Genomic DNA, 13,831 nt, shown 5'->3' with positions numbered 1-13,831 from the left:
GTCAGCCCCCCTGCATCGGGGCGACAACTTCGACCCGGTCACCATCTTCGAGTTTTAGTGCCAGTCGAAGGCTTGAAGGGACGAACTGTTCATTCACAGCGGTAGCTACGCAGCCCGAGAATCCACATTCCACCAACAAATCTGACAGGGTTTCTGCGCGGCTTTCGCGCGCCTCGCCATTAAGCACGATCTTCATCGACCATCTCCGAATGTTTGTTTTCCAGCGCCAGATCGGCGACGCCCTGTGCCAACGCGGGCGCAAGCAAGTAGCCATGGCGATACAGGCCATTGGCATAGATCGTTCGACCCAACCGGCGGATGCGAGGCAGGTTGTCGGGAAAAGCGGGGCGAAGATCGACACCGATTTCCAGGATCTCAGCCTCACCAAAGGCCGGGTTCAGCGCATAAGCCGCACTGAGAAGCTCCAACATCGAGCGGGCGGTAATCCGGCCGCTGTCCTCGGATTCGATCATCGTTGCGCCCAGCATGTAGACCCCGTCACCCCGCGGGACGACATAAAGCGGCATGCGCGGATGCAGCAGTCGCACAGGGCGAGAGAGAGTGACATCCGGGCAGCGGATCACCAGCATCTCGCCTTTGACGCCACGCAGATCATGCAAGATCTCACGCGCGTGCAACCCCCGGCAATCGATCGCATTCTCCAACCGGGAAGGGGCCAGTTTACGGTGAAAGGGTACACCTCTGTCCCTGAGGTGGCTGTAGAGGTCCCGCAACGCTTGCCGGGGATCAAGATGGGCCTCCGCCCGGAAGAAGAGACCGTTACCGAAATTGCTCATGTCAGGCTCTAAATTGGAGATTTTTCCACCTCCGATTTCTGAATACCCATCCGTTCGGCGTGCAAAGCGGCGCAGATCCGGTAGGTCGCGCGAATGCGCAACAACCAGCGTTCCGCAACGATGCACCCGCGTTCTGGCGGCCCACCAGTCAATCGCTGTTTGTCCAAGCCGCAGAACCGGCTCCTCGGCATTTTCGTATTCACACCAGGGGGCAAGCATGCCACCCGCCCACCAGGAACAGCCATGTGGACCCGGCGCACCTGCAGGGTCGAATATCTGCACGTCAGCGCCGCGCGATACCAACTCGGTTGCAACAGTCAGACCGGCTACTCCGGCACCTATGACCGACCAGACAGTCATGCGGGCCAAAGCTGATGAAAATGATGAACTGGCCCATGCCCGCGACCAATGTCCAGATCATCGGACCGGGCTATCGCGCCTTGCAGATAGCTGTGTGCATCTGCAACGGCCGTCATCAGCGTTTTTCCCAGCGCCAGGCCGGCAGCAATTGACGCGGACAATGTACAACCGGTGCCATGCGTGTTTTTGGTATTTCGGCGCGGTGCCGTGAACTCTGCCACCAAGCCCGAAGCGTCGATCAAGAGATCATGGCAAATGTCGCCGGATCCATGCCCGCCCTTCATCAGAACGGAACCTGCGCCCATGTCACACAAGGCAAGCCCCTGTTCTACCATCTGATCCGGCGTCTCCGCAGCCGGGCAATCCAAAAGGCGTCCGGCCTCGGGCAAGTTCGGCGTCAATAGCGTGGCTATGGGCACGAGCACCGCCCGTAATGTCTCAACCGAGTCTTCCGTCAACAGGGCATCGCCGGATTTGGCGATCATCACAGGATCCAGAACGATGGAACCACGGAACCCTGCAAGGCTGTCTGCAACACATCGGATGATGTCCGGCGTCGCCAACATGCCAATCTTGACGGCGCCCACGCTCAGATCAGACAGAACGGCATCGATCTGTGCGGCTACAGTATTCAGCGGGATCCCGTGAACGGCGGTAACGGCCCGTGTGTTTTGCGCGGTCACGGCGGTGATCACGCTGGCACCATAAACCCCCAAGGCAGACATTGCCTTGATGTCAGCCTGTATTCCGGCCCCACCGCCACTGTCCGAGCCTGCAATTGTCAGCGCAATAGGCGTCATATCGTTGCTCCATCAAAATTGGGCAACGCGCGCATTGAAAACGTCTGACAATCTGAGACCGTTCCCTACGCCGGTATTGCCCGGATCAGGTTCGATGGGTTAGCGCATTGACGCCTCTCAGCCCTTCGATCAGGGCACCCCAACGGTTGACCGGACAATCACAGGCACATCAAAAAAATACAAGACTGAATTTGATCTGTTTTATGGCCACCCTGATCCCTTGGGTAAGGCCAAAGGTATTTGCGAGGCTCTGCCTCGCGCTCCGGGATATTTGGGGCCAGATGAACAAGGGATCTTTCCTTCATCTGGCCAGAAATATCCCGGGGGAGGCGCCCAAAGGGCGGCGGGGGCAGCGCCCCCTGCAACAAAAAAGCCGCCCGAAACCGGGCGGCTTTGGTCGGGAAAGCGGTTCCCTTAGCTTTTCATCCCATCCCAGAAAGACTTGACCGACGAGAAAAAGCTTTTTGATTCCGGGTGGTTGTCCTCTCCCAGATCGTCAAACTCACGCAGCAGTTCTTTCTGGCGACTGGTCAGGTTGACCGGTGTTTCCACAGCCAGTTCGATGAACATGTCACCCACGCCACCGCCACGCAGGGCCGGCATTCCCTTGCCACGCAAACGCATCTGGCGGCCCGACTGGCTGCCTGCCGGGATCTGCACCCGGCCACGACCGCCATCGATGGTGGGCACTTCGATCGAACCACCCAGAGCGGCCTTGGCCATGCTGACCGGCACGCGGCAATAGAGGTTTATGCTGTCGCGCTCAAACAGCTTGTGATCGGACACTTCAACAAAGATATACAAATCGCCCGGGGGGCCGCCACGCATTCCGGCCTCACCCTCACCCGCCAGACGGATGCGGGTTCCGGTTTCGACACCGGCTGGAATATTGACGGACAGCGCCCGTTCTTTTTCCACCCGCCCCGCGCCGCCGCAGGATTTGCAGGGATTCTTGATGATCTGACCCAATCCCGAGCAGGTCGGACAGGTGCGTTCAACGGTGAAAAAGCCCTGTTGCGCGCGGACCTTACCCATACCCGAACAGGTCGGACAGGTGGTCGGTTCAACGCCGCTTTCAGCGCCCGATCCATCACAGGCCGAACAGGCCACGGCAGCGGGCACGTTGATAGTCTTTTGCAGACCCGCAAACGCCTCTTCCAGCGAGACGCGCAGGTTGTAACGCAGGTCGGAACCGCGTGCGGCACGACGGCCACCGCCACCGCGCTGGCCACCCATGAAATCGCCGAACAGGTCGTCGAACACGTCCGAAAACGCGCTGGAGAAATCGCCCTGACCAAAGCCGCCGCCGGGCCGGCCGCCGCCGCCCATGCCGTTTTCAAACGCGGCATGGCCAAAACGGTCATAGGCAGCCTTGCGTTCTGCGTCTTTCAGAACGTCATAGGCTTCGTTCGCTTCCTTGAACTGCGCCTCGGCTTCCGGGTTGTCCTTGTTGCGGTCGGGATGCAACTCTTTGGCTTTCCTGCGAAAACCTTTCTTGATCTCGTCCGCCGATGCACCCTTGGACACGCCGAGTACATCGTAATAGTCGCGTTTTGACATCAGTGTTTCCTTCTGCCTCAACGTAAACGGGCCGGCCCGGTATCCGGACCGGCCCGAATTGGCCCGGTTACCCGTTAGTTACGCTTGTCGTCGTCCAGATCTTCGAACTCGGCGTCGACAATATCGTCATCACCCGGAGCGGCGTCCGCAGCTGCCGGTTCATCCTCGGCCTCTTCGGACTGCGCCTTGTAGATGGCCTCGCCCAGTTTCATGGCCGCTTCGGTGACGTTCTGGATGCCCGATTTGATCTTGTCGGCGTTTTCGGTTTCCAGCTCGTCTTTCAGCGCGGCAATTGCCAGCTCGATGGCCTCGATGGTGGTCGGGTCGACCTTGTCGGAATGCTCTTCCATCGACTTCTCGGTCGAGTGGATGAGGCTTTCCGCCTGGTTCTTGGCGTCGACCAGCTCGCGGCGTTCCTTGTCGGCTTCCGCGTTCTCTTCAGCGTCCTTGACCATCTTTTCGATGTCCTCGTCGGACAGACCGCCCGAGGCCTGGATGGTGATCTTCTGTTCCTTGCCGGTGCCTTTGTCCTTGGCCGAAACCGAGACAATGCCGTTGGCGTCGATGTCGAAGGTCACCTCGATCTGCGGCATGCCACGCGGTGCCGGCGGGATGTCTTCGAGGTTGAACTGACCCAGGATCTTGTTGTCCGAAGCCATCTCACGCTCACCCTGGAACACGCGGATGGTTACGGCGTTCTGGTTGTCCTCGGCCGTCGAGAAGACCTGAGACTTCTTGGTCGGGATCGTGGTGTTGCGGTCGATCAGACGAGTGAACACGCCACCCAGGGTTTCGATGCCCAGCGACAGCGGGGTCACGTCCAGCAGAACCACGTCTTTGACGTCGCCCTGCAGAACACCGGCCTGAATGGCGGCACCCATGGCAACAACTTCGTCCGGGTTCACACCTTTGTGCGGCTCTTTACCGAAGAATTTGGTCACCTCTTCGATCACTTTCGGCATCCGGGTCATACCACCGACCAGAACAACCTCGTCCACGTCAGCAGCCGACAGACCGGCGTCTTTCAGAGCGGCCGCGCAGGGCTTCATCGACTTCTTAATCAGGTCGCCAACCAGCGATTCCAGCTTGGCGCGGGTCAGTTTCATGACCATGTGCAGCGGCTGGCCGTTCGAACCCATCGAGATGAACGGCTGGTTGATTTCGGTCTGCGAGGTCGAGGACAGCTCAATCTTGGCTTTTTCAGCAGCTTCTTTCAGACGCTGCAGCGCCATCTTGTCGGCAGACAGGTCGACGCCGTGTTCCTTTTTGAACTCGTCCGCCAAGTAGTTGACGATGCGCATGTCAAAGTCTTCACCACCCAGGAAGGTGTCACCGTTGGTCGATTTGACCTCGAACAGGCCGTCGTCGATTTCCAGGATGGTCACGTCGAAAGTACCGCCGCCAAGGTCATAGACCGCGATGGTTTGAGTGTCTTTCTTGTCCAGACCATAGGCCAGCGCGGCAGCTGTCGGTTCGTTGATGATCCGCAGCACTTCCAGGCCGGCGATCTTGCCGGCGTCCTTGGTGGCCTGACGCTGCGCGTCGTTGAAGTATGCCGGAACGGTGATGACAGCCTGCGTGACTTCCTCACCCAGATAGCTCTCGGCTGTTTCCTTCATCTTGCCCAGAGTGAAGGCCGAAATCTGGCTTGGGGAGTACTTTTCACCGCGGGCTTGGACCCACGCGTCGCCATTGCCGCCATCAACGATGGCGTACGGCACCATTTTCTTGTCTTTTTCGACTTCGGCATCATCCACACGACGACCGATCAGACGCTTAACGCCAAAGATCGTGTTGTCGGGGTTGGTGACCGCCTGACGTTTTGCGGGCTGACCGACCAGTCGCTCATCTTCGGTGAAGGCGACGATCGAGGGCGTGGTCCGCGCCCCTTCGGCGTTTTCGATGACTTTCGGCTGCGAGCCGTCCATGATGGCCACGCACGAGTTTGTGGTACCAAGGTCAATCCCGATTACTTTACCCATATTTTCAATCCCTTTCTCTTCAAGGCGATGTCCCGAGGCCGGGACCCGTTATGGCATCCCTGCCCCGATCTGCATTGCGTAATGGCCCTACACCATTGCGCGTCCCGGCGTATATAAGGGCGCGACGAAAGGCCTGCAAGCGGTGTAAAACGCAGGTTTTCGGGATTTTGTGGCCTTTTTCGGCAAGGTTTTGGCAAGGATTGAGGATTCTGGGATGGCCCGGCTGATTTTGCGCGGATTCGACATCAGAAAGGGCTGGCTGGATGCATCGGCCCAGACGCAACTGATCGAAACGCTGCGCCCGATTCTGAAAGCAGCGCCACTGGTGCGGCCGGTGACGCCGCAAGGCAAGGCGATGTCGGTCCGCATGACCTCGGCCGGGGCCGTTGGCTGGGTCACGGACCGGGATGGCTACCGGTATCAAACACAGCACCCGCAAGGGAAGGCCTGGCCCGACATTCCCGAGCCGATCCTGAACCTGTGGCACGACCTTGCCAGCCGCGAACGCGACCCCGATTGCTGTCTGATCAATTATTACGGGGAAGGCGCCCGGATGGGTCTGCATCAGGACAAGGACGAGGCCGATTTTTCCTGGCCGGTTCTTTCGGTTTCGCTGGGGGATGATGCGCTTTTTCGGATCGGCAACACCACCCGAGGCGGCAAGACCGAGTCGATCTGGCTGAGTTCGGGCGACGTTGTCATCATGGGCGGGCCGGCACGGCTGACCTATCACGGGATCGATCGCATCCGTTTCGGATCTTCCAAACTCTTGCCAAAAGGCGGGCGGATCAACCTGACGCTGCGGGTGGCCCGTTAGCGGCGTGCGTCCCAACTTTGCGACACGTGCTTGCGTGTAAAGAACTCACCCAACAGCCCGATCATCAGCAGCGCTATGCCGACCCATAAGGCATATTCCCAGTTTGTGTTCCGTGGAAAATAGTTGCGGAAAATGAAGCCCCGGGCCTGGTCGATGATGTGAAACAGCGGGTTCCAGGCGAACATCATCAGGATATAGCCGCCCAGCGCATTGGCGACGAACATCTTGCCCGAGAACACCATGTTCAGACGCCGATAGATGTTTTTCAACATCTCCGCCGTCCTTGGAAACCACGGCTTCAGGGCCATCAGGTTCAATCCCACCGTGCATCCCACAAACCAAGACAGGATCAGCATTCCGAAGGCGCCGCCTGGGTCCAGAATATCCAAAGGTTCAACCGCGACATGATACACGAACAGGATCACCAGTATTGAAACGAGCTGCGTGTAAAGCGCGCCGAAGGCCGCCGCCAAAAGCATGATCATCGGATTCATCGGCGAATGCAGCATCATCGGATTGTTCCCCGGCGCAATACCGGCAATCGCGGATACCGACTTTACATGCATGATGAACATGAAAACGCCGGACAGCATGTAAAGCACGAAGTTGCCGCGGATTTTGGCAACACGTCCCCCCATGAATGACAGGATCAGGTAGAAGACAGTGGCCAGAATGACGATCTGCATGATGTTGATGAAAATCGCGATAACAGCATTCGAATGTTGCGAGCGTATCTGCCGCACGACGGCGTGAAACACCAGTTCCGCCGTGGTGAAGGCACCGCCCAAAAGCGTTTGGTTGCGCTTGTAATAAAACACCCGACGCGTCTTTCCTGCTTCTTTGCCCAAAAACTGGCACGAAATTCTTGCCGTTCCGTAACCGTCACATCATAAGTCCAACAGGACATTGGATCAACAAATCCCAGGAACGGAGCATTTTTGTGACCTACGACGCGTTAATTCCCGTCATCAGACGCCTTGCCCTGCAAGCAGGGAACAAGATCATGCAGATTTATGAGGCGGATGATTTCGACGTGAAGGTCAAATCCGATAGCAGCCCCGTGACCGAAGCGGACGAGGCGGCAGATGCCCTGATCTCGGCCGGTCTGCGCGAAGCCTTTCCCGATACCCTGCTGGTGACCGAGGAACAGGCGGCCTCGCACACGCAGAAGGGCGACACGTTCCTGATCGTCGACCCGCTGGACGGCACTAAGGAATTCATCAACCGGCGAGGTGATTTCACCGTCAATATCGCGCTGGTCGAAAACGGCGTTCCCACGCGCGGCGTTGTTTATGCACCTGCCCGGGGCCGCATGTTCTACACGCAGGCCGATGGCCGGTCGGTCGAAGAAACAGGTGCGCTTGAGATGGACATTATCGGGGACGTTACGCCAATTTCAGTGTCTGAACCGGACAATTCCGCCCTTTTGGTCGTGGCCTCGAAATCGCATCGGGACCAGGCGACCGAGGATTACATCAACAAATATCAGGTGAAGGACAGCAAAAGCGCCGGCTCGTCGCTCAAGTTCTGCCTTGTGGCCACTGGCGAGGCCGACATCTATCCACGGGTTGGCCGCACGATGGAGTGGGACACCGCGGCCGGACACGCGGTGCTGGCCGGCGCCGGGGGCAAGGTCGTTCGCTTCGACGATCATTCACCGCTGACCTATGGCAAGGAAGACTATGCAAATCCGTTCTTCATTGCCTACGCTCCGGGTGTGGAACTGAAGGAAGCCTGATGTCTGTACTGATCGCAATACCCGCCCGTTACGCATCGACCCGCTATCCGGGCAAACCGCTGGTGCCACTGACCGGTGCAAGTGGCGTGTCCATGACCCTGATCGAACGATCCTGGCGCGCTGCGTGTTCGGTATCCGGCGTGGACCGCGTTGTAGTGGCCACAGACGATGACCGCATTCGTGACGTGTGCGAAGGGTTTGGGGCGGAAGTGGTCATGACATCCGAGACCTGCGGCAACGGCACGGAACGCTGCGCCGAAACCCATGCCAATCTGGGTTCGGGCTACGAGATCGTCGTCAATCTGCAGGGAGACGCACCGCTGACACCGCATTGGTTCGTCGAAGATCTGATTGCGGGGTTACGTACGGCCCCTGACGCGGGTGTGGCCACGCCGGTCCTGCGCTGTGACGGTGATGCGCTGAACAGCCTGCTGAATGATCGCAGGAACGGACGGGTCGGCGGAACAACCGCCGTTTTTGGGGCAGATCACAGCGCAATGTACTTCTCGAAAGAGGTAGTCCCCTTTACCACGGCCACTTATGCGGGTGACGAGCCAACCCCGGTGTTCCATCACGTGGGTGTTTATGCCTATCGACCCGATGCGTTGGCCGCTTATCCCGACTGGCCGGTGGGGCCGTTGGAGAAACTGGAAGGACTGGAGCAGCTTCGGTTCATGGAGAACGGCCGCAAGGTTCTGTGCGTCGAGGTTGAGGCCAAGGGCCGCCAGTTCTGGGAACTGAACAACCCGCAAGACGTGCCCAAGATCGAAGAAATGATGGCCGCGATGGGGTTGGATTGAGCGTTTTTCCCCATTTCACCGTTTCCTTTCATGGCCTAGTGTTTTTTGACATTCGGAAATTGGATCACCCATGACAGTTGTTCTTGTCACCGGCGGCGCCGGATATATCGGGTCGCATGCCTGCAAGGCCCTTGCTGCCGCAGGCTATACGCCTGTGACATATGACAATCTGGTTACCGGCTGGCAGGACGCGGTGAAATTCGGGCCGTTCGAGCATGGTGATCTGCTGGACCGAAACAGGCTGGATCAGGTCTTTGCCAAATACCGTCCCGCTGCGGTGATGCACTTCGCCGCCCTCAGCCAGGTGGGCGAAGCGATGGCGCAACCCGGCAGATACTGGGCGAACAATGTCACCGGTTCGCTGAACCTCATCGAAGCAGCCGTCGAAGCCGGGTGTCTGGAATTCGTCTTTTCGTCGACCTGTGCCACTTACGGCGATCAGGACAACGTGGTGCTGGACGAAAACGCGCCACAGAACCCGGTGAATGCCTACAGCTCCTCGAAACGCGCGATTGAGGATATTCTGCATGATTTCGGGGCCGCGCACGGGCTGAATCACGTCATTTTCCGCTATTTCAATGTTGCAGGAGCTGATCCTGACGCAGAAGTTGGCGAGTTTCACCGGCCCGAAACCCATCTGGTGCCGCTGATGCTGGATGCCATCGACGGCAACCGGGATGGTCTGACCGTGTTCGGAACCGATTACGATACGCCAGACGGCACCTGTATCCGCGATTACGTTCATGTCTGCGATCTGGTGGATGCCCATGTTCTGGGGCTTAAATGGCTGGAAAACGGTAAAGGCAGCCGGGTGTTCAACCTGGGGACCGGGTCCGGGTTTTCGGTAATGGAAGTGATCGAGCAATCCGGCGCGGTCACCAACCGAACAGTGCCCCATACGATCGGACCCCGTCGCGCCGGGGATTGTACGCGGCTGGTTTCGGGCTCGGACCGGGCGGAACAGGAACTGGGCTGGCGGCCGAAAAGATCAACGTTAGAGACGATTGTCCGGGACGCATGGCGCTGGCACCAGACCGGACACTACGAGAAATGAGGGTCATGTGACCGCGCACCCGGTACAGGATCTGCCATCCATTGGCTGGGCGCAGATGTACCGGTTGCGGCTGAAACGCCGTGGGCTCTTGTGGCGCTCATTCCGAAGCCGCCGCCAGCTGTCCTGTCTTGAGGACCGCACGGAGAAAATCGGTAAGGGAGATATTCTGGCCTTTACCACACTGCGCAACGAGATGACGCGGCTGCCGTGGTTTTTTGAACACTACCGAACCCACGGCGTGGATCATTTTCTGATCGTGGATAACGGCAGCGACGACGGATCGACCGAATATCTGTTGGAACAACCCGATGTTTCGGTCTGGAACACGACGGCCAGCTACCGTGCCGCGCGGTTTGGCCTGGACTGGTTGACCTGGCTGCAGATGAGATACGGGCACGGGCACTGGACCTTGATGGCTGATGCGGACGAGTTGCTGATTTACGCCCATCACGAGACCAGATCGCTACATGATCTGACCGCATGGCTGGAGTCGCACGGGCAGGAGGCCTTTGGCGCGCTGATGCTGGATCTGTATCCGCAAGGGCCGCTGGGGGATCAAAGCTATGACCCCGAGACCGACCCGACCCGGGTACTGGACGGGTTCGACAGCGGTCCCTACCGGGTGCAGCGTCAAAGCCCGCTGGGTAATCTTTGGGTGCAGGGCGGAGCCCGCGAGAGGATGTTTTTCTCAAATGCCCCGCGTCGGTCGCCCACGCTGAACAAGATCCCTCTTGTACGCTGGTCCCGGCATTATGCCTTTGTAAACTCGTGCCATTCCGCGCTGCCGCGCCGGTTGAACACCACCTATGACGGCCCGGGGGGGACTGTGGCCTCGGGTATCCTGCTGCACACCAAATTCCTGCCGGATGTCGTCGACAGGTCCGAAACAGAGAAGACCAGGCGTCAGCATTTTCATGATCCGGACCAATTCGGGCCATATTACGATGGCATAATTGCGCAGCCTGTCATGTGGACAGAGCGATCAGAGCACTACGCCGGATGGCAGCAATTGCGATCGCTGGGGCTGATGAATGACGGGGGCTGGAACTGAATTGCCGCCTTCCCGACAGAATTGCAACGCCCCCGGCTAACAACTTTTAAACCCGTTGCCTCGCAAGATGCATAGGTGGCATAAAACGGCAATGGCTCGGATCCACTCAGGCTTGAACAGGCCCCGGGCCTGCTCGCGTAATAATAAGGGTTGGGCAGTCGCGTGAGCCTGTTGGATTCATATAGAATGAGGCTTCGGCGCAAGCGCCGTCTGGTGCGCTGTGTGCGTAAACGGCGTGAGTTGCGCGCGGTTTCGAACAACACCGCGAGAATACAGCGTGGCGATGTCCTGCTGATGAGCGTTGTGCGCAACGAAAAGATCAGGCTGCCGTTCTTTCTGGACTATTATCGCAACCTGGGCATCAATCACTTCCTGTTTGTCGATAACGACAGCGATGACGGAACCTGCGCCTTTCTTGAGGCGCAGCCGGATGTGTCCGTCTGGCAGGCCGAGGCTAGCTATAAACGCGCATCCTTTGGTCTGGACTGGTCCAACTATCTGCTGCGCAAATACGCGCCCGATCACTGGGTCCTGACGGTCGACCCGGATGAGTTCTTCATTTACCCGTTTTGTGACACCCGCCCGATCCGCGCGTTGACGGACTGGCTGGATGGCTGTGCCGTGCGCAGCTTTGGCACCATGCTGATCGACATGTATCCGCAAGGTCCGGTCGATGAGGCGCCATATCAAGAAGGGCAGGATCCGTTCGAAATCGCGAACTGGTTCGACTCGGGCAACTACATGATTACGCGGAACCCCGATTATGGAAATCTGTGGATTCAAGGCGGCCCCCGCGCGCGGGTGTTCTTTCAGGACAATCCCTCAAAAGCTCCGGCGCTGAACAAAATACCGCTGGTCAAATGGGACAAGCGGTATGTCTATGTCAGCTCGACCCATTCCCTGCTGCCGCGCGGGCTGAACCAGGTCTATGACGAATGGGGCGGTGAAAAGGCCAGCGGCGCGTTGCTGCATGCCAAGCTGATCAACACTCTGGGCGACAAGGCGCGCGAAGAACTACAGCGCGGCCAGCATTATCGCGGCTCGGGCGAGTACCGGGCCTATGCCCAGCGGCTGGAAGGCAAACCGGTTTTCTGGTGCGACTGGTCCGAGAAATACATCAACTGGAGACAGCTTGAGATTCTGGGCCTCATGTCGAAAGGAAACTGGGCATGAGCGGTCTGGGCGTCGTCATGCTGGTGCATACAGCACTGGATCGGGCCGAGCAGGTCGCGCGCCACTGGACAACGTCCGGCTGCCCGGTAGTGATCCACGTGGATCGCAAGGTTCCCGACAAGGCATTTGCCGAGTTTTCCGAGGCCTGCGCCGACAATCCCCTGATTGTATTCTCGGACCGGCATGCCTGCGAATGGGGCGGCTGGGGCATCGTCGCAGCCTCGCAATGCGCGGCGACGCTGATGCTCGAACAGTTCCCGGATGTGCGTCACGTATTTTTGTCGTCCGGGGCCTGTCTGCCCCTGCGGCCCGTGCAGGAGCTGATCGACTATCTGTCGGACCGCCCGCGCGTCGATTTCATCGAAAGCGCGACCACCGCCGATGTCAGCTGGACCATCGGCGGTCTGGATCATGAACGGTTCACCCTGCGGTTCCCGTTTTCCTGGCGCAAGCGCCGCAAATTGTTTGACACTTACGTCAAATTTCAACGTGCCCTGGGCTTGCGGCGTCGTATCCCGGACGGGCTGGTCCCGCATATGGGCAGCCAGTGGTGGTGCCTGACCCGGCAGACCCTGTCGGCCATCCTGCAGGACCCCAAACGCCCCGTGTATGACCGCTATTTCCGCCGCGTCTGGATACCCGATGAAAGCTATTTCCAGACGCTGGCAAGGCTCTATTCAACGCATATCGAAAGCCGCTCGCTGACCTTGTCCAAGTTCGACTATCAGGGTCGGCCGCACATATTCTATGATGACCACCTGCAATTGCTGCGCCGTTCGGACTGTTTTGTGGCCCGCAAGATCTGGTGGAAGGCCGACCGGCTGTATCAGTCGTTTCTGACCGATCAGGCTGGGGCGATGAAACCGGCCGAGCCAAATCCGGGCAAGATCGACCGGGTATTTTCCAAAGCGGTCGAGCGGCGCATGCGCGGGCGCGACGGGCTGTACATGCAAAGCCGGTTTCCCCGACATGGCAGCGAAAACGGCCTGACGTCGTTTCCATATTCGGTATTTCAGGGCTTTTCCGACCTTTTTGAAGATTTCGAAACCTGGCTGAAAAACACAACAAACACACGCGTGCATGGTCATGTGTTCAGCCCTGAACGGGCGGAGTTTGCGGGTGATCAGACGATCACCAACGGCGCACTCAGCGATTGCGCGACATTGCGCGACTACAACACGAAGGCTTTCCTGTCGAACCTGATCTGGAATACTCGCGGCGAAAGACAGTGTTTTCAGTTCGGCCCGGCGGACACGCAGGATATCAACTGGTTTCTGGCGCGCGACAAGAACGCACAGATTTCAGTGATCACCGGAGCCTGGGCAATTCCTCTGTTCCGGTCGAACCGGAACTTCGCCGACATCCGCAACGAGGCCGCGCGCCTGCAACAGATCGAAAGCAAACAGCTTGAGGTTCTGACCTCGGTCTGGACCAAGGCGCGGGTGCGCACCTGGTGTCTGGCAGAGTTTGTCGAATCTCCGATCGAGGCGCTGCACGAGGTGATAGACGAGATCGGGACCCAGCAACCGAGCCACCTGATTGAGGCGCCGAAGATGGTTGATCTGTCCGGCTTCGGTCAATTCCTGCAAAACCTGAAGAACCAAGGAATGCACCCGTATCTGATGGGCGATTTCCCGGTGGACGACGTGTTTGGCAGCCAGACCAAACCGTTCCGAAAACCTTATTTGGTTCAATAAGT

General features: G+C 58.6%; 13 protein-coding genes and 1 riboswitch. Of the genes, 7 read left to right on the top strand and 6 right to left on the bottom strand.

The features are described 5' to 3' along the window. Position 1 precedes the first annotated feature (1 nt). The 5 genes from thiS to dnaK all read right to left on the bottom strand — a co-directional run bounded on the left by thiS (position 2) and on the right by dnaK (position 5,499). Positions 2 to 196, bottom strand: coding sequence for a sulfur carrier protein ThiS (gene thiS, locus ACR0FE_RS08180; protein ID WP_170807144.1), 195 nt, complete (start codon positions 194 to 196; stop codon positions 2 to 4). Continuing rightward, positions 180 to 1,157 (bottom strand): FAD-dependent oxidoreductase, encoded by a 978-nt coding sequence (locus tag ACR0FE_RS08175; RefSeq protein WP_480912288.1) that lies wholly within the window; start codon positions 1,155 to 1,157, stop codon positions 180 to 182. Before ACR0FE_RS08175 ends, thiS begins: the two co-directional genes overlap by 17 nt. Next, complete coding sequence (gene thiD / locus ACR0FE_RS08170; protein WP_480912285.1) at positions 1,154 to 1,957, bottom strand: bifunctional hydroxymethylpyrimidine kinase/phosphomethylpyrimidine kinase; 804 nt, start codon at positions 1,955 to 1,957, stop codon at positions 1,154 to 1,156. Before thiD ends, ACR0FE_RS08175 begins: the two co-directional genes overlap by 4 nt. Positions 1,958 to 2,002: 45 nt before the next feature. Then, a riboswitch (TPP riboswitch) is annotated at positions 2,003 to 2,109 on the bottom strand. A gap of 262 nt (positions 2,110 to 2,371) precedes the next feature. Then, positions 2,372 to 3,517 (bottom strand): molecular chaperone DnaJ, encoded by a 1,146-nt coding sequence (dnaJ, locus tag ACR0FE_RS08165; RefSeq protein ID WP_170612683.1) that lies wholly within the window; start codon positions 3,515 to 3,517, stop codon positions 2,372 to 2,374. 74 nt (positions 3,518 to 3,591) lie between these two features. Next, positions 3,592 to 5,499: a molecular chaperone DnaK gene (gene dnaK / locus ACR0FE_RS08160; protein ID WP_321249926.1), complete on the bottom strand. Its 1,908-nt coding sequence runs from the start codon at positions 5,497 to 5,499 to the stop codon at positions 3,592 to 3,594. Positions 5,500 to 5,713: 214 nt separating this feature from the next. Between dnaK and ACR0FE_RS08155 the strand changes: the two genes are divergently transcribed. Continuing rightward, a complete protein-coding gene (locus tag ACR0FE_RS08155) occupies positions 5,714 to 6,316 on the top strand; it encodes an alpha-ketoglutarate-dependent dioxygenase AlkB (RefSeq protein WP_170612687.1) in 603 nt (200 codons plus the stop codon). Here ACR0FE_RS08155 and ACR0FE_RS08150 read toward each other — a convergent pair. Then, complete coding sequence (locus ACR0FE_RS08150) at positions 6,313 to 7,134, bottom strand: ABC-2 transporter permease (protein ID WP_170807140.1); 822 nt, start codon at positions 7,132 to 7,134, stop codon at positions 6,313 to 6,315. The genes ACR0FE_RS08155 and ACR0FE_RS08150 overlap by 4 nt on opposite strands. Positions 7,135 to 7,256: 122 nt before the next feature. On the opposite strand from ACR0FE_RS08150, the gene cysQ reads away from it, so the two are divergent. The 6 genes from cysQ to ACR0FE_RS08120 all read left to right on the top strand — a co-directional run bounded on the left by cysQ (position 7,257) and on the right by ACR0FE_RS08120 (position 13,829). Further along, the gene (gene cysQ, locus ACR0FE_RS08145) at positions 7,257 to 8,054 is read left to right on the top strand and encodes a 3'(2'),5'-bisphosphate nucleotidase CysQ (RefSeq protein WP_480813415.1); all 798 of its coding nucleotides are present in this window, start codon (positions 7,257 to 7,259) and stop codon (positions 8,052 to 8,054) included. Next, entirely contained in the window at positions 8,054 to 8,854 is an 801-nt protein-coding gene (locus tag ACR0FE_RS08140) for a 3-deoxy-manno-octulosonate cytidylyltransferase (protein WP_480907278.1), read from the top strand. The genes cysQ and ACR0FE_RS08140 overlap by 1 nt, the downstream gene beginning before the upstream one ends. 70 nt (positions 8,855 to 8,924) lie before the next feature. Then, a complete protein-coding gene (gene galE / locus ACR0FE_RS08135; protein ID WP_480912280.1) occupies positions 8,925 to 9,908 on the top strand; it encodes a UDP-glucose 4-epimerase GalE in 984 nt (327 codons plus the stop codon). 7 nt (positions 9,909 to 9,915) lie between these two features. Beyond that, positions 9,916 to 10,959 carry a glycosyltransferase family 2 protein gene (locus ACR0FE_RS08130; RefSeq protein WP_480912277.1) on the top strand — a complete coding sequence of 348 codons (1,044 nt, stop codon included), beginning with the start codon at positions 9,916 to 9,918 and terminating at the stop codon, positions 10,957 to 10,959. Positions 10,960 to 11,145: 186 nt separating this feature from the next. Beyond that, on the top strand, positions 11,146 to 12,132 hold the full coding sequence (locus tag ACR0FE_RS08125; RefSeq protein WP_480912275.1) for a glycosyltransferase family 2 protein: 987 nt from the start codon (positions 11,146 to 11,148) through the stop codon (positions 12,130 to 12,132). Then, the gene (locus ACR0FE_RS08120; RefSeq protein ID WP_480912273.1) at positions 12,129 to 13,829 is read left to right on the top strand and encodes a DUF5927 domain-containing protein; all 1,701 of its coding nucleotides are present in this window, start codon (positions 12,129 to 12,131) and stop codon (positions 13,827 to 13,829) included. Before ACR0FE_RS08125 ends, ACR0FE_RS08120 begins: the two co-directional genes overlap by 4 nt. Positions 13,830 to 13,831: the final 2 nt, after the last annotated feature.

The sequence above is a fragment of the Ruegeria sp. K7 genome (genome assembly GCF_056531785.1).
Note: the sequence above shows the minus strand (reverse complement) of the source record. Positions and strands in the feature narration are given on the sequence as shown.